General features: G+C 62.3%; 13 protein-coding genes. 9 read left to right on the plus strand and 4 right to left on the minus strand.

The window, feature by feature from the left end; genetic code table 11:
- Position 1 precedes the first annotated feature (1 nt).
- Positions 2 to 1,048: an ATP-dependent DNA ligase gene (locus tag BJI47_RS18965; RefSeq protein WP_088945202.1), complete on the minus strand. Its 1,047-nt coding sequence runs from the start codon at positions 1,046 to 1,048 to the stop codon at positions 2 to 4.
- 131 nt (positions 1,049 to 1,179) lie between these two features.
- Here BJI47_RS18965 and BJI47_RS18970 point away from each other — a divergent pair, with 131 nt between their 5' ends.
- From BJI47_RS18970 to ilvD, 3 genes are read left to right on the plus strand one after another with little or no spacing between them, the layout of a single operon-like run.
- Positions 1,180 to 1,785, plus strand: coding sequence for a hypothetical protein (locus tag BJI47_RS18970; protein WP_088945203.1), 606 nt, complete (start codon positions 1,180 to 1,182; stop codon positions 1,783 to 1,785).
- A gap of 47 nt (positions 1,786 to 1,832) precedes the next feature.
- Complete coding sequence (locus tag BJI47_RS18975) at positions 1,833 to 3,281, plus strand: MFS transporter (RefSeq protein ID WP_088945204.1); 1,449 nt, start codon at positions 1,833 to 1,835, stop codon at positions 3,279 to 3,281.
- 51 nt (positions 3,282 to 3,332) lie between these two features.
- Positions 3,333 to 5,054 carry a dihydroxy-acid dehydratase gene (gene ilvD / locus BJI47_RS18980; RefSeq protein WP_088945205.1) on the plus strand — a complete coding sequence of 574 codons (1,722 nt, stop codon included), beginning with the start codon at positions 3,333 to 3,335 and terminating at the stop codon, positions 5,052 to 5,054.
- Positions 5,055 to 5,271: 217 nt separating this feature from the next.
- On the opposite strand, the gene BJI47_RS18985 is transcribed toward ilvD, so the two are convergent.
- Positions 5,272 to 5,928 carry a peptidase S1 family protein gene (locus tag BJI47_RS18985; RefSeq protein WP_088945206.1) on the minus strand — a complete coding sequence of 219 codons (657 nt, stop codon included), beginning with the start codon at positions 5,926 to 5,928 and terminating at the stop codon, positions 5,272 to 5,274.
- A 78-nt stretch (positions 5,929 to 6,006) separates the two neighbouring features.
- Positions 6,007 to 6,738: a DUF6319 family protein gene (locus tag BJI47_RS18990; RefSeq protein WP_088945207.1), complete on the minus strand. Its 732-nt coding sequence runs from the start codon at positions 6,736 to 6,738 to the stop codon at positions 6,007 to 6,009.
- A gap of 215 nt (positions 6,739 to 6,953) precedes the next feature.
- Between BJI47_RS18990 and BJI47_RS18995 the strand changes: the two genes are divergently transcribed.
- From BJI47_RS18995 to BJI47_RS19015, 5 genes are all read left to right on the plus strand, one after another.
- The gene (locus tag BJI47_RS18995) at positions 6,954 to 9,293 is read left to right on the plus strand and encodes a glycerol-3-phosphate 1-O-acyltransferase (RefSeq protein WP_088945208.1); all 2,340 of its coding nucleotides are present in this window, start codon (positions 6,954 to 6,956) and stop codon (positions 9,291 to 9,293) included.
- On the plus strand, positions 9,293 to 10,720 hold the full coding sequence (locus tag BJI47_RS19000) for an HAD-IB family hydrolase (RefSeq protein ID WP_088945209.1): 1,428 nt from the start codon (positions 9,293 to 9,295) through the stop codon (positions 10,718 to 10,720). Before BJI47_RS18995 ends, BJI47_RS19000 begins: the two co-directional genes overlap by 1 nt.
- Complete coding sequence (locus BJI47_RS19005; RefSeq protein WP_088945210.1) at positions 10,713 to 11,747, plus strand: adenylate/guanylate cyclase domain-containing protein; 1,035 nt, start codon at positions 10,713 to 10,715, stop codon at positions 11,745 to 11,747. The genes BJI47_RS19000 and BJI47_RS19005 overlap by 8 nt, the downstream gene beginning before the upstream one ends.
- Before the next feature lie 64 nt (positions 11,748 to 11,811).
- Complete coding sequence (locus tag BJI47_RS19010) at positions 11,812 to 12,192, plus strand: hypothetical protein (protein WP_088945211.1); 381 nt, start codon at positions 11,812 to 11,814, stop codon at positions 12,190 to 12,192.
- On the plus strand, positions 12,185 to 12,610 hold the full coding sequence (locus BJI47_RS19015; protein ID WP_088945212.1) for a hypothetical protein: 426 nt from the start codon (positions 12,185 to 12,187) through the stop codon (positions 12,608 to 12,610). The genes BJI47_RS19010 and BJI47_RS19015 overlap by 8 nt, the downstream gene beginning before the upstream one ends.
- Here the strand turns inward: BJI47_RS19015 and BJI47_RS19020 are convergent.
- Entirely contained in the window at positions 12,607 to 13,038 is a 432-nt protein-coding gene (locus BJI47_RS19020; protein WP_088945213.1) for an SRPBCC family protein, read from the minus strand. The two genes, BJI47_RS19015 and BJI47_RS19020, sit on opposite strands and share 4 nt — an antisense overlap.
- A gap of 57 nt (positions 13,039 to 13,095) precedes the next feature.
- Between BJI47_RS19020 and BJI47_RS19025 the strand changes: the two genes are divergently transcribed.
- Positions 13,096 to 15,354 carry an ATP-dependent DNA ligase gene (locus BJI47_RS19025; protein WP_088945214.1) on the plus strand — a complete coding sequence of 753 codons (2,259 nt, stop codon included), beginning with the start codon at positions 13,096 to 13,098 and terminating at the stop codon, positions 15,352 to 15,354.
- The last annotated feature ends 123 nt before the right edge of the window (positions 15,355 to 15,477 follow it).

Consider the following 15,477-nt stretch of genomic DNA (forward strand, 5'->3'; position numbering starts at 1 on the left):
CTCAGTAACCTCCCGCGATGACATCGGCAACGTCGTACCGCACCGGGACCTCCAACTGCTCGTACGTGCACGAGAGAGGGTCCCGGTCCGGTCTCCACCGAAGGAATCTCGCCGCATGCCGAAGCCGCTCACCCTCCATCTGGTCGTAGGCAACTTCGACGACGCGTTCTATTCGAAGCGGCACCCAGCTCCGATCCTTGTTCGACGTCCATCTGTTCGCCTGCGCGTCGGAGACGACATCCTCCCCTACGCGCAGCGGCGCGAGCTCGTCGAGCAATTCCACCCGTCGCTTGTCGGTGAACGCCGAAGCACCACCGATCATCCGAAGCTGATCGCCGTCGTACAAGCCGAGCAGTAGCGAGCCAATTCCCTTACCCGACTTGTGAACTCGATATCCGACGAGAGCGCAGTCTGCCGTACGCGCATGCTTGATCTTGATCATCTCTCGCTTGTTCGGCAAATACAGGCCGTCGAGCTTCTTGGCGACGACACCGTCGAGGCCGGCACCCTCGAATCGTTCGAACCAATCCTCGGCAGTGGCCGCATCGTCGGTGGCACTGGTGACCTGGCATTGGGTGCCACCCACGACGGACTCGAGAAGCTGTGCGCGACGGCTGCGAAACGGCTCACCCGTCATATCCGTCGAGCCGAGCGCCAAAAGGTCGAACCCCACGAACATCGACGGCGTCTTCTCCGCCAGCATTTTTACTCGACTGTCGGCCGGGTGAATTCTCTCCGACAGTGCATCCCAGTCGAGTCGAGTCCGACCGTCGATCTCACGCGGCACCACGATCTCGCCGTCGACGACGATCCGATCGGGCAGTTCGCGGCGCACTGCGTCGACCAACTCTGGGAAATATCTCGCGAGATCCTTGCCGCCTCGTGAGCCGAGAACTACCTCGTCCCTGTCGCGGAAGATGATGGAGCGGAAGCCGTCCCACTTCGGCTCGTACGACCATTCGGCGTCCCCCTCTTCAGGCTGTTTGGGCACCGCCTTGGCCGCCTTGGCGAGCATCGGCTGGAGAGGCCATGCGAGAGGTAGTTCCACCTGGTCGATCTTGCCTCATACCACCGACAATCACGTGGAAAAGATCGGCAGGGTGTCACTTCGCCGGGTCGTCGGATACTTTTACCGGACCGCGTTCGAAGTTCACTCGAAAGAATTCAGGATCCAAGAACATGACTTCGTCACACCGTTCACTTCGTGGCGTCGCCCGCCGTTACCTCGCGGTGTCGGCCGCCTTGGCGTGTGCAACGTTGATCGTTGCGAGCTGTAGCTCCGAAATCACTCCTCGGGCGATTCCGGCCGCCGACGCCGGTCCGAATCCCACGACAGCAACGACATCGAGGCCCCCTCCCGCTCAGGAAGACATCGACATCGACATCGACGTAGAGATCGGCGAGTGCGTCGAACTCGGTGGCACATTCGACGATGCCGACATCGACAACGCGACGTGCGGCAGCCCCTCGTCCAACTACAAGGTGATCGCGAAAGCGCCTTCCGGTGACGAGTGCATCAGCGACGCCGACCAGTACTACTACGAAACCTTACGAGGCGTCGAACAGGGGGCACTGTGCCTCGACGTCGACTGGGCGGTCGGTGGGTGCATGGAGGTCTCCGGTGACGACCCTGTTCGAGCCGACTGCGCGAGTCCCGGCACAGAGACGGTCCGAGTCGTCGAAATCTTGCCCGGCACTACCGAGGTGAACGACTGCTCGGATCCCGCCACCAGCGGCTACGCCTACGATGAGCGCAACTTCATCGTCTGCGTCGAGGATCTTTAGCTCGAATTGCGCGTGTCGCGAGCAGCGATCAGTGCCAGACTTCGCACGTGAGCGCTGAAGCGTCGGTTCCACTGGCGTCCTCGCGGGGACGTTGGATCGTCGCCGCCACCGTCCTCGGTTCCTCGCTGGCGATGCTCGACGGCACCGTAGTCAACGTCGCCCTGCCGGACATCGCTCGGGATCTCGAATCCGGTGTCTCCGGGCTGCAATGGACGATCAGTGGATACACGCTGACTCTCGCGTCGCTCATTCTGTTGGGCGGCGCACTGGGCGATCGGCTCGGCCGTCGAAAGGTGTTTCTGTGGGGCACCGTCTGGTTCGCGCTCGCGTCGATTCTGTGCGGACTCGCCCCGAACATCGAGGTGCTGATCGCTGCCCGGCTCGTCCAGGGTGTCGGCGCCGCGCTACTGACTCCGGGCAGTCTTGCTCTCATCTCGGCCTCGATTCACTCCGACGATCGCGGTGCCGCAATCGGTCTGTGGTCCGGGCTCGGCGGCGTCGCATCGGCCGTCGGCCCACTGCTCGGTGGGTGGCTCGTCGAAATTGCCGGATGGCGTTCGGTGTTCATGCTCAACATTCCGCTGGCCATCGTCGTCGTATGGGTCGCGCGCAAGCACGTGCCGGAAAGCAGCGACCCGAATGCACACGGTCGGCTCGACCTCCCCGGCGCCGCCGTCGTCGCGCTCGCACTCGGGCTACTCACCTTCGGGTTCATCGAATCGTTGTGGATCTTCGTCGGCCTCGGCGTCGTGGCACTCGCAGTTTTCGTCGTCATCGAGCTGCGAACCAAGAACCCACTGGTTCCGCCGTCACTGTTCGCTTCCAGACTTTTTCTCGCGGCCAACCTCGTCACGTTGGCTGTCTACGCGGCGCTGGGGGGAGTGTTCTTCCTGCTGATACTGCAATTACAACTGGCGTTGAACTACTCACCGATCGCAGCCGGTGTCGCAACATTGCCGATCACCATTCTCATGCTGACCCTCTCTTCTCGCACCGGCCGCCTGGCCCAGCGCATCGGTCCGCGGATGCCGATGACGATCGGGCCACTCGTCGCAGCGGTCGGCCTGCTACTGATGCTCCGCATCGAACCAGGCTCGACCTATCTCCTCCAAGTCTTCCCCGCCGTCCTGGTGTTCGGTCTCGGGCTGTCGTTGCTCGTCGCGCCACTGACTGGCGCTGTACTCGGCGCCGTCTCCTCCGATCGGGCCGGTACCGCCTCCGGGGTCAACAATGCCCTCGCGCGAACCAGCCAACTGTTGGCCGTCGCCGCACTGCCCGGGCTCGCCGGTATCTCGGGTGTGGACTACGACAACCCCGCCGTATTCTCCGCCGGTTTTCATACCGCAATGATCATCTGCGCTGGCCTACTCGTCCTCGGGGCGATCGTCGCGGCGGCGATGATCAGGGGCGAGCGTCGCGCCGATCCCGAATCCGTCGACTGCCTCCCACATTGCGACGTGTCGTCCCCGGCGGTGACTCCGCGACAGCAGGTTTAGGCTTGCCCTTGGATAACAGCCCCCTATCCACGCAAACAGGTCAGGAGTGTCATGTCGACCCCGCAGGATTATTCGGACAAACAGTCACCGGACGTCAAGCCGCGTAGCCGAGACGTCACGGACGGTTTGGAGAAGACCGCTGCGCGCGGCATGCTTCGAGCCGTCGGGATGGGTGACAAGGACTGGGGTAAATCTCAGATCGGCGTCGCGTCGTCGTGGAACGAGATCACCCCGTGCAACCTCTCGCTCGAGCGCCTCGCCAAAGCCGTGAAGGTCGGCGTCCACGCCGCCGGCGGCTTTCCGCTCGAATTCGGCACCATCTCGGTGTCCGACGGCATCTCCATGGGGCATGAAGGCATGCACTTCTCGCTGGTATCCCGCGAGGTGATCGCCGACAGCGTCGAGACCGTCGTCAGCGCGGAGCGACTCGATGGATCGGTACTTCTCGCCGGTTGCGACAAATCACTGCCCGGCATGCTGATGGCGGCCGCAAGACTGGACCTTGCCAGCGTCTTCCTCTACGCCGGTTCCACGCTGCCCGGCTTCGCAACGCTGTCCGACGGCAGCGAGCACCAGGTCACCATCATCGACGCGTTCGAAGCCGTCGGTGCCTGCTCACGCGGACTGATGTCGCGCGCTGATGTCGACACCATCGAACGCGCAATCTGCCCCGGCGAAGGTGCCTGCGGCGGCATGTACACCGCCAACACGATGGCCAGTGCCGCAGAAGCCATGGGCATGTCCCTGCCGGGCAGCGCATCCCCGCCCGCGCCGGACCGTCGCCGCGACGGCTTCGCCCACGCAAGCGGTGAAGCCGTCGTCGAACTCCTCCGACGCGGAATCACCTCACGCGACATCATGACCAAGGAAGCATTCGAGAACGCGATCGCTGTCGTCATGGCCTTCGGCGGATCGACCAACGCCGTGCTGCACCTACTTGCCATCGCCCACGAAGCAGAAGTCGAACTCACCCTCGACGACTTCGTCCGAGTCGGTGCCAAAGTTCCACACCTCGCCGACGTCAAGCCGTTCGGCGAGCACGTCATGACCGATGTCGACGCCATCGGTGGCGTCCCAGTGGTCATGAAAGCACTGCTCGACGCGGGGCTCATGCACGGCGACTGCCTCACCGTCACCGGAAAGACCGTGGCCGAGAACCTCGCTCACATCGCACCCCCGGACCCCGACGGAAAGGTGCTGCGCGCACTCGACAAGCCCATCCATCCGACCGGCGGCATCACCATCCTCAAGGGCTCCCTCGCCCCCGGGGGCGCCGTCGTCAAATCCGCCGGATTCGATTCCGACGTATTCACCGGCACTGCAAGGGTTTTCGAACGTGAACGCGCCGCAATGGACGCCCTCGAAGACGGCACCATCGCCGCAGGTGACGTCGTCGTCATCCGCTACGAAGGCCCCAAGGGCGGCCCAGGTATGCGCGAAATGCTCGCCATCACCGGCGCCATCAAGGGCGCTGGCCTCGGCAAAGACGTCCTGCTGCTCACCGACGGCCGCTTCTCCGGAGGCACCACAGGCCTCTGCGTCGGCCACGTCGCACCCGAAGCCGTCGACGGCGGCCCAGTGGCCTTCGTACGCGACGGCGACCAGATTCGCCTCGACGTCGGGAAAGGCACCTTGGACCTGCTCGTCGACGAAGAAGAGCTCGAAAAGCGCAAGGAGGGTTGGGCGCCACTACCTCCCCGGTACACGCGCGGTGTGCTGGCGAAGTACGCCAAACTCGTCGGCTCGGCATCCCAGGGTGCCGTCCTGATCTAGTTTCTCGCGCCGGCCGGCGGGTTCGTCGGCCGGCGGGTTGCGGCGGCCGGCGGGTTGCGGCGGCCGGCGGGTTGCGGCGGCCACCCGATCGCTTGAATGGCCACCCCAAGCCAACTGATCGTATGAATGTGCCATTGAAGCAGTGGCGGCGAAACACAAATGGGCCATCGCAACAGTCGAAACCGTCGCGATGGCCCACTCGGGCAAAACGGGTGCGCTAGGGAATCGGGCTGAACCCGGTTCCTACTGCATTTCCTGCGCTGATGTGACGAAGAATCGCATCCATATTGGTGCCGACCTCGGGTCCGAAGCAGGCGACACCGAGGTAGGCGTTGACCATGCCGACCAGCGTTGTACCCACGACGACCGGACTTCCCGAATCACCTTCGACGACGCACAGCTGCGACCAGGTTTCCTGGGACTGCAGGATGTCTCCGTACGCGATACCGCACGTGTTGCCGGTGGTGCGGCCCTCTTTGCAGACGATGTTGGGGAACGCCGTCGGAGGCCCGACACGGGTGATGGTGACGTTGCCGATGTGGTTGACCGGGATGACCTTCGCGCGATCGAACTCGATGACGGCGTAGTCGTATTCCGGGTTCGAGAACGCGATATGCCCTACGACTCCGGCGTCGGTGTTGGCCTCGGCCGTGATTGTTGCGCCCGCTCCACCGCAGTGACCAGCGGTAATGCCGACCAGGCGACCTGCTGCGTCGTTACCGATCGTGGTGAGCGTGCACTCGGCAGCGTTACCCACGATGATTCCGGAGCCCCCTCCCAGAACCGCCGGAGCTGCAGCAGATGCGGTACCTACCCCGACACTGGCTGCAACGGCGGCGGCCGCGACGACGACCAGCATGAACTTCTTCAACAATGTATTCCCTCTCCAGCGGTGTCCGCAGACACTAGCAATAAGAAGCACCGATGGACGAGTGCGTGGGAAAATTCGTTCTTACTCCGCATCCTTCTGCTCCAGCGCAGCCAGCGTCGATCGTGCCACCTCGAGTTGCTGGCTCAGTTCTGCCACGCGTTGTGCTGCTTCCTCGCGTGCATGTGAAATAACGGCTTCGACGGCGTCGCGGACCGCGTCGTCGCCCAGTTCACGGACGGCACGCGAGACCGACTCCGGCGACACCGGCTGCGCCTTGCCCGGGCGACGAGCACCGTGCGTGACCGTCACCGACCAGTCGTTGTCCGGGCCGGCATGGATGGTGACGCTGAGGCTGTCGGGGCCCTTCTTGCCCTTGCGCGCTGCAGGTGGCTTCGGAGCCGCGACGGGTCGCGACGGCGCTGGTGTCGGTGTCGTTGTCGGCTTCACAGCAGCAGCCTTGACCGGTTTGGGGGGTGCGACAGGTTCGGTCCACTCGGCTATCTCGACCTTCACCGGGGCAGGTTCGGTGGCCGGGGGCGTCGCCTTGGTGGCCCCTGACGTCGGGTTGCGCGTCATCCGCAGTTCCTCGGCCTCGAACGGAAGCTCGTCGTTGACGCCCTTTGGCGAGATGGTGACGGTGTTGCCGTCGACGGACACGACCTTGGCCGAGGTACCTTCGGGGAGTCCGAGGCTCGGCGTTGCCTCGACAAGGTACACGGTGGCGCGCCGTCCCTCGGCGACTGCGGCGGCAAGGCTCTCCAGGTTTTCGGGCGTGAGTGCGTCGGTCTTCGGCGATCGTCTACGCGGTGGCATCCAAGCAGCCTCTCTCGAAAGTGTTTGCGAATACTGTCCCACAAACTCGGGCAGTACTGCACCGGGCCGGGAAGTCGTCGGCCATTCTTGCGCACTGCTCGGGCTGGGGTGACGTCGGGCGCGGGGTCGCGGGATCGGAAACCCCCTGATCGACCAGCGCTTCCGAGTAGCCTGACTTTCGTACCTGTAACGAGGTGCGGAACAGGAGTATTTCGGTGGACCACGTCGAATCGCGAATACAGAAGTCACACGACGTTCAGCAGGTCTACCTCTTGGACGCTGCCTCGACACTCGAGGTGCAAGCGTTGAACCAGTGGATCGATGCGACGACACAGGAAGGCGCCCGACGTACACCGTCGGTCGTTCTGTCAGGAGAGGCATCGCAGCAAGTCGCGGACACCGTCCGCGGCATCGCCGGAGACCCACTTCTCGTGCCGCTGAGAGTGACGCTGACAGAGAAGAAACGTCGAGGGATCCTGTACCGGACATTCGCACCGCGCGGAAACTCCATGCCCACCAAGGCGTGGCAGCGATGGGTCACCGCTGACGACCCTGATCATTCGGCCGTCTTGGTCGGCGAGCCCGCCACGCTCAGCGAGTTGCAGGCAAGGTTCGATCGAGTAGGCGGAACCTCGCTGTCCTCCTTCATTCGCAGGCAGGCCAGCCTCACGCTGGATCGAGCCGAACTCGACGTGATCGGTTCCGAGTACAAAATCCCGCGCTTCGTCGTCGAGGACATGACCGAGCAGAAGAAGTTCCACGACGGGATGAAAGAACTCGCCGAAAGGGTCGGCGAAAACCTTACCGACGTCGAGCGCCGTGTCCACGGGATCCTGGACGAAATGGTCGCCACCGAGACACGGCGGGCGGTGGAAATGTGGGGGACGCTCGGCGCATACTTCTCGCGGGCATATCGCGTCGACGTCGATCGAACGAAGTTGCAGAAAGTCCGCGAGCTCAACAAGAACTATCCGCTGGTCTTCCTCCCGAACCATCGTTCCTATCTCGATCCTCTGGTCCTTCGACCCGCGCTGCTCGCCGAGGGACTCCCGCTCAATCACGTGATGGGCGGAATCAACGTCGGATTCTGGCCACTGGGCCCGATCGCCAAACGTAGTGGCGTGGTGCTCATCCAACGTAAGTTCTCCGACGAAATCTACAAGTGGACGCTGCGTCAGTACATGAGTTTTCTGCTGAGCAAGCGATTCAACCTGGAGTGGTACATCGAAGGCGGACGCAGCCGGACGGGCAAATTGCGGCCGCCGCGGTTCGGGTTGCTCACCTACCTCGTCGACGCACTCGAGAACAGCGACGCCGAGGATGTGTATCTGGTTCCGACCTCGATTACCTACGACCGCTTGCACGAGGTCGGTGCCATGGCCGCGGAATCGCATGGAGCGAAGAAGCAGGCCGAAGGAATCCGAATGATGCTCGGATATATTCGCGCGCAGGGCAAACTACGCGGAAACGTGTACCTGACGTTCGGCGAGCCGATCTCTGTCCGGTCCATCGTCGATGCCAGCGAGGACAAGCGTGTCGCGGTCCAGCGGATCGCCATCAACGTCGCACACGCCATCAACAATTCGACGCCGGTCACCCCGGCGGCACTGGTGACGATGGCACTACTCGGAATCGAAGACCGAGCTTTGAACGTGCACGAGATGTGGGCCATCATCGCCCCCCTCGCGTCGTACATCCACCGGCGCGGGTTACCCACCGCAGGTAACGTCGATATCAGTGAGGTCGATGTGGTCCGCGCGGCTGTCGTCGCGCAGGTCGCGGCGGGTGTCGTCAGGAGGTTCGACGACGGCCCGGAGCCTGTGTTCTACCTTGCCCAGGACAAACATCTGGTTGCAGCATTCTTCCGCAACAACGCAATTCACTATTTCGTGATGCGGGCGATCGGCGAACTCGTCGTCTTGCCCGATCAGGGGCAAACTACGGCATCGACGCCGGAGTCGATGTGGGCGGCTGCCCTCGCACTGCGAGACCTGCTGAAGTTCGAATTCTTCTTCGGTGACAAGAAAGAGTTCGGCAAACGCCTCGAGACCGAAGTCGAACTCATCGATCCGAATTGGCGGGCCACCCTGTTCGACCCTGATTACGCAGTGCAACAACTACAATTACAGGACTTGCACCTCGCGCACCGCGTTCTGCAGCCGATCATGGAGGCGTATCAGGTCGTTGCCGATCAGTTGATGTTGCTGCCAGTGGATGCGGAGTTCGACAAGGCGGTCTTCGTCGCCCAATGCTTGGGTGCCGCTCAGACCCGCCGACTGCGACAGCAACTCGACCACAGTGAGTCCATTTCCGGTGAATTGTTCGACACCGCTCTGCAATTGGCCGAGAACCGCAACCTCATAGATCCCGCCGGTGAAGATGTGGCGCAGTGCCGACGCGACTTCGCCCGGGAGATCAACGAATGGGCACGCAAAGCCAGGTTGATTCGCGACATGGCTCGTCGACAGTTGAACGAGGTCGACCCGATCAACTCACCGGACGGCTCACCGTGCGGTGACACCCCGAACAGCGTCGAACCTGGAGACGAGGGCTGATGATTCAGCTGGCCGATCAGTTGACAGCTATCGCTGAGGCGCCCCCGGGACCGGACACTGCAGCGTTCTTCGATCTCGACGGCACCTTGATCAACGGCTTTTCTGCCAAAGCCGTGTTCCTGGAACGACTGAAGACGCTCGATGTGACAGTGCGTGAACTGTGGGAAATCTCGAGTGCGGTCGTCGAAATGCGAATGCGGAACTCCCCCGTCGACAATTTGATGGGCAAGGCCGTCAAGGGCCTGGAAGGTCGCCTCGAAGAAGACCTGATGGAGCAGGCATACACGTTGTTCCGCAACGAGATTGCGCCGATGATCTACCCGCAGGCTCGCATTCTCGTCGAAGCACACCGGCATGCAGGCCATCGGCTGATCATCGCGACGTCGGCGACTCCGTACCAGGCGATCCCGGTACGAGAAGACATGATGTTCGACGAGTTGTTGTGCACGACGCCCGTCGTGACCGACGGGGTTCTGACCGGTGAGCTGGTCGGAAATTCGTTGTGGGGACCGAGAAAAGCCAAAGCTGTCACCGACTACGCCGAGCGCGAGAACCTCGATCTCGCCGAGTGCTTCGTCTACTCGAACGGCGGCGAGGACGTCCCGATGCTGCTCGAAGCCGGACGGCCGGTCGCGTTGAACCCTGACGCCGAGCTCGACCGTTATGCAAAGAAGGCGGGGTGGCCGATATTGCACCTCGAAAACCCTAGACGTGGAACCGATCTCACATCGGCAGTTCGCAGCACCGCTGCGATGGGGGCAGTGATCGCCAGCGCCGGCATCGGCATCGGGCTCGGCATCCTCACGCGCAGTCGGCGGACCGGCGCCAACATCACCTCCACCGTCGCACCGGACATCGCCTTGACGCTTGCCGGCATCAAGCTCGACGTCACCGGCACCGAGAACGCCTGGTCCGCGCGGCCCGCAGTGTTCATGTTCAATCATCAAAGCGCGGCCGATTCACTGATCGTCACCTCGATTCTGCGCCGGGACATCACCGCCGTCGCCAAGCGCGAACTCGAGCGCGATCCCCGGTTTGCCCTGCTCGGAATGATTTTCGACGTCGCCTACATCGATCGAGGCGATCCGGCCAAGGCGCGTGAAGCGCTGCTCCCCGCCATCGAGAAATTGCATTCGGGTATCTCGGTCGCGATCGCGCCCGAGGGCACTCGCATGCCCACCTCGAGATTGGGACGCTTCAAGAAGGGTGGCTTCCATCTGGCGATGCAGGCCGAGGTTCCGATCGTTCCCATCGTCATCCACAACGCCGGTGACGTGATGTGGAAGAAGGACTTCACGGCGCACTCCGGTACCGTCAAGGTGACCGTCGGCGAACCGATTCCGACCACGGGCTGGGACCCGGACAAGCTCGACTCCTACATCGACGAGGTTCGATCGTATTTCGACAGAACGCTGGGATATGACTGAAAATCAGATCAGTTCGCTTGTGCAGACCGAGATCGAGAAGACTCTTCTCGGTGGCGAGCGGAAGTACACGCGATCCGATATCGCCGAAAAGTCGGGCCTTCCGCTCGAGCGGGTGGTGCAGTTGTGGATCGCGATGGGTTTTCCCGTCCACACCGACCCCTCCGCGGTCGTGTACACCGATGCCGATCTCGATGCGTTGCGACTGATCACGACCCTCACCGAGCAGAAAGTGATCAAGCCGGAGATGGAGGTCGCCATCGCGCGCACTCTCGGGCAGTCGATGTCCAGGCTCGCTGAATGGCAAGTGGCCGTGGTGAATTCCCACATTCTCGACCGAATCACCATTCATTCCGACGGCGAGGATCCCACCGACCTCGACGTGATCAGACGTGACGCAAGATCCATTGCAGCTCAAACGGTTCCCACCCTGGAAGCTCTGCAGTCCTACACCTGGCGCCGACATCTGGCTGCCACTGCTGGCAGGTCCGTCACCGGCCCGACCGAGGAAACCTCCGGCCGCATCCTCGCCGTCGGATTCGCGGACATGGTCGGTTACACCAGCCTGACCCGACGCCTCGGTATCGACGAATTGACGACACTGCTCGAAGAGTTCGAGTCCATCGCCACGGACATCGTTGCCCGTGGCCGCGGATCCGTCATCAAGAATGTCGGCGACGAGGTCATGTTCAGTGCGCAGAGCGCCGAGGATGCGGCGCACATCGCACTCGATCTCCAGCATGCGTTCGACGCGCACGAGGACATGCCGGAACTCCGTATCGGTCTGGCGTGGGGATCGGTGCTCGCCCGGTACGGCGACCTGTACGGCTCGGTGGTCAACATAGCTGCCAGATTGACCAGTTCGGCACGTCCGGGAACCATTCTGGTGGACACCGCGATGACCGAGATGCTCGACGGCGACTCGGAGTTCCATCTCAAAGCCATCAGATCCCTGCGGGTGCGTGGTTTCCACAAACTCAAGCCGCATGCACTGCGCAGAAGCACGGACGATCAGCCGAAAGAAAGGTAGGCGTCCACGGGCGGATACCCTGGGGTCTGTCCGCACCACTCGCCAGTAACCAAGAGGAACAAAGATGATCGGCGCCGTCAGCGGCCTGTTGTATGCGATGTCACTGGTCGTCGGCGTATGGGTTGCCGTCAAACTTGTTTCGAACAGCCCGGTGCTGTTGAAGAACCGAGCAGATCGCGCGCTCTTCTGGACCATTTCAGCGACCGAGGTAGTGGTGCTCGCGCAGGCCATCATCGGATTTGTCGCGATGTTCACCAGTGATCGCGAGATTCATCGTCTCACCTTCGGCGCGTATCTGATCGGCTTGCTGCTGCTACTTCCGATCGGCACGTGGTGGTCGCTGGGCGATCGTTCTCGCGGCGGCACAGCAGTTCTGCTCGTCGCCGTCCTCACCCTCGCAGCCATGGTGCTGCGCCTGAGCCAGATATGGGCCGGATATGCCTGATACCTCCCAAGACGACAGCCTCAAACAGGCAACTCGTACCGGTTTCGGCCGCTTCCTCATTGCGGTCTATGCCGTCTTCGCGGTCGCGGCGACATCGAGATCTCTGGTCCAGCTGACAACGCGCTTCGACGAAGCCCCGTTCGCGTACATCTTGTCGGCGGTGGCAGCGGTGGTCTACATCATCGCGACCGTCGGGCTCGCCCGAGCAACCGAGGCCTCGCGACGGGTGGTGATGGTGTCCTGCATCATCGAGCTGGTCGGAGTGTTGGCCGTCGGCACCTTCAGCTACCTTCAGCCCGACGATTTCCCCGATGCGACCGTGTGGTCACACTTCGGGCAGGGATACGTATTCATCCCGGTGATTCTTCCGATTGCCGGCCTGTGGTGGCTGCGTCGCACCCGCAACGCTGGGGTCTAGGCGGGTAACGCGGCGAGGTTCGCCACCGACTTGGTGACATCGGAGCCCAAAGCCCGCGCGACGACACTGCCGACCGGCCCGAAGAGCACTCCCCCACCGAAGTAGGCTTCGAGCGTCAGTTTCGAGCCGCTCCGATGCTTGCGGACGTGGATGGTCAGCGAAATCTTGATGCCGCCTTTGCCGGTTCCCGACATCTCGATCAGCTTGGGCTCATCGAACTCGGTGAACGTCCAACGGATCGTGTTCTTGAAGCCTTTGACCTTGACGAGGGACTCCACCTCGGTGCCTTTGCCGAGCACTTTGGGGGGCGGAGCGCACCAGCCACCGTGAATTGTCATCCACTCGTCGAACCTGTCGAGCGCCGACGCTTTGTTCCATGCGCCTTGCGGATCTTCGGGCATCTCTACCGAGACGCTGATCTTTGCCATGCTTCGAGCTTGGCACAAGTGCCTCGCGGCGCCGCTGGCGACCGTTAGCCTGAGCGCATGGCGACGCTCGACATCGCAGGTCGGAAAGTCTCGGTAACAAATCTCGACAAGGTGCTGTTTCCGAGTACAGGCACCACCAAAAGCCAGGTCATCGAGTACTACACGAGCATTGCGCCGGCAATGCTCCCACACATCATCGGCCGACCGGTCACCCGGAAACGTTGGCCGAACGGCGTCGAACAGTCCTCGTTCTTCGAAAAGAATCTTGCGGCTTCCGCTCCGGACTGGCTCGATAGACGCGAGATCTCGCACTCCGATCGCGTCGTGACATACCCCCTTTTCTCAAACGCCGCCGATCTAGCGTGGCTCGGCCAGCAAGGCGCGATCGAGGCGCATGTTCCGCAATGGCGATTCGACGGGAAAGCACCCGGCCTTGCCACGAGGATGGTGTTCGACCTCGATCCCGGCGACGATGTCGATCTGGACCGATGCGCCGAGATCGCATGCGAGATTCGAGACATGATTTCCGAGATCGGATTCCGGGCGTTTCCCGTCACCAGCGGGAGCAAGGGGATACACCTCTATGTGCCATTGGAGAAGCCGCTGACGTCCTCTGGTGCGTCAACGGTCGCCAAGCGTGTGGCAACGTTGTTGGAGGATCGATCGCCTGATCGCGTGACGGCGACGATGGCGAAGGCCAAACGCACCGGCCGCGTATTCGTGGATTGGTCGCAGAACAACGGGAAGAAGACGACCGTTGCGCCGTACTCGCTTCGAGGTCGTGCTGAGCCGACCGTCGCGGCCCCGAGATCGTGGGAAGAACTCGAGTCGCGAGGGCTGAGGCAGCTACGTTTCGAGGAAGTCCTCGATCGTTACCGCCGCGACGGTGACCTACTCGCGGAGCTGGATCCACCGATCGAACACTCCGAGCCGGACAAGCTGACCACTTACCGGAACAAACGCAGCGCCGCAAAGACCCCGGAACCGATACCGGAGAGTACCGAGCGGACGGGGAACGGTGACACGTTCGTCATCCAAGAGCATCATGCTCGACGGTTGCACTACGACTTCCGACTCGAACACGACGGCGTCCTGGTCTCATGGGCGGTGCCAAAGAACATTCCCGAGGACTCGGTGAAGAACCGCCTCGCCGTACGCACCGAAGACCACCCGCTCGAATATGCATCGTTCGAGGGCAGCATCCCCAAGGGCGAATACGGGGGCGGCGAGGTGTCCATCTGGGACAGCGGCACCTACGAGCTGGAGAAGTGGCGCGAGAACGAGGTGATTGTCGTCTTGCATGGCGATAAGGCCAGGGGTCGCTATGCGCTGATTCGCACCAAGGGCGATCAGTGGCTCATGCATCTGATGAAGGATGCAGCTCCGGTCAAGGTAGATATCGCGCCGATGCTCGCCACGGCGGGTGACATCACCGACCTTGCCGACGGAGATTGGACGTTCGAGGGTAAGTGGGACGGATTCCGCGTGATCGCACGGTGTGCCCACGGAGAAATGAAGCTCGTATCGCGGACCGGAAACGACCTCACCGCACGCTTTCCTTCGCTTTCTACGTTGGCCGCCGAACTGGCAGACCACGATGTCATTCTCGACGGCGAAGCTGTTGTATTCGACGCCGACGGAATTACAAGCTTCGAATTACTACAGAACAGTTCGGGTCGGGAAGTGCGCTTTATCGCCTTCGATCTACTGCATCTCGACGGCACGTCGCTGGTGAAAAAGAAGTACTCCGACAGGCGACGCCTACTGGAATTACTGACGACCGGACTCGAGTCGGTGCTCGTGCCGGAGCAACTGACCGGCACGGCCGAAGAGGCACTCGCCGAGAGCGTCCGACGCGGCTGGGAGGGGGTCGTCGCGAAACGAACCGACTCGATCTATCAGCCGGGCAAGCGCGCCAAGACCTGGATCAAAACGAAGAACTGGCGGACCCAGGAGGTGGTCATCGGCGGTTGGCGACGCGGCCGCGGGCGTCGCGCAGGCGGCCCTGGGTCACTGTTGGTCGGTACGCCCGGGCCTGACGGGCTTCGATATCTGGGCCGCGTCGGAACCGGTTTCAGCGACCGCGCGCTGGAGCAGCTGAGTGAGCGGTTGGCTCCGCTCGAGACCGACGTATCACCATTTTCCGAGCAACTTCCCACCGCAGACCGGAAAGAAGCCGTCTGGACCACACCGACTCTCGTCGCCGAAGTGCGCTTCTACGAATGGACCGACTCCATGCATTTTCGTCATCCGAGCTGGCGTGGAATTCGTGAAGACAAACAGCCGTCGGAGGTCGTCATCGAGAACAACCAATAACCTTGTACGATGCCCACTTCATGGGGCTCCAACATTTTTCCGGCCCATATTCCCCACTGCGCCCTGGGTGGGCGGAGAGTAACGGGTGGGATATCTTTTTACATATACCCCTCGTGTGGTTGC

This window comes from Rhodococcus sp. 1168 (genome assembly GCF_002091955.1).
GTDB lineage: Bacteria > Actinomycetota > Actinomycetes > Mycobacteriales > Mycobacteriaceae > Rhodococcoides.

Excerpts from the sequence above, each read along its gene's own strand:
- BJI47_RS18970 (WP_088945203.1), top strand. The coding sequence starts at position 1,180 with ATGACTTCGTCACACCGTTCACTTCGTGGCGTCGCCCGCCGTTACCTC.
- BJI47_RS19000 (WP_088945209.1), top strand. The coding sequence starts at position 9,293 with ATGATTCAGCTGGCCGATCAGTTGACAGCTATCGCTGAGGCGCCCCCG.
- ilvD (WP_088945205.1), top strand. The coding sequence starts at position 3,333 with ATGTCGACCCCGCAGGATTATTCGGACAAACAGTCACCGGACGTCAAG.
- BJI47_RS19020 (WP_088945213.1), bottom strand. The coding sequence starts at position 13,038 with ATGGCAAAGATCAGCGTCTCGGTAGAGATGCCCGAAGATCCGCAAGGC.
- BJI47_RS19005 (WP_088945210.1), top strand. The coding sequence starts at position 10,713 with ATGACTGAAAATCAGATCAGTTCGCTTGTGCAGACCGAGATCGAGAAG.
- BJI47_RS18990 (WP_088945207.1), bottom strand. The coding sequence starts at position 6,738 with ATGCCACCGCGTAGACGATCGCCGAAGACCGACGCACTCACGCCCGAA.
- BJI47_RS19010 (WP_088945211.1), top strand. The coding sequence starts at position 11,812 with ATGATCGGCGCCGTCAGCGGCCTGTTGTATGCGATGTCACTGGTCGTC.
- BJI47_RS19025 (WP_088945214.1), top strand. The coding sequence starts at position 13,096 with ATGGCGACGCTCGACATCGCAGGTCGGAAAGTCTCGGTAACAAATCTC.
- BJI47_RS19015 (WP_088945212.1), top strand. The coding sequence starts at position 12,185 with ATGCCTGATACCTCCCAAGACGACAGCCTCAAACAGGCAACTCGTACC.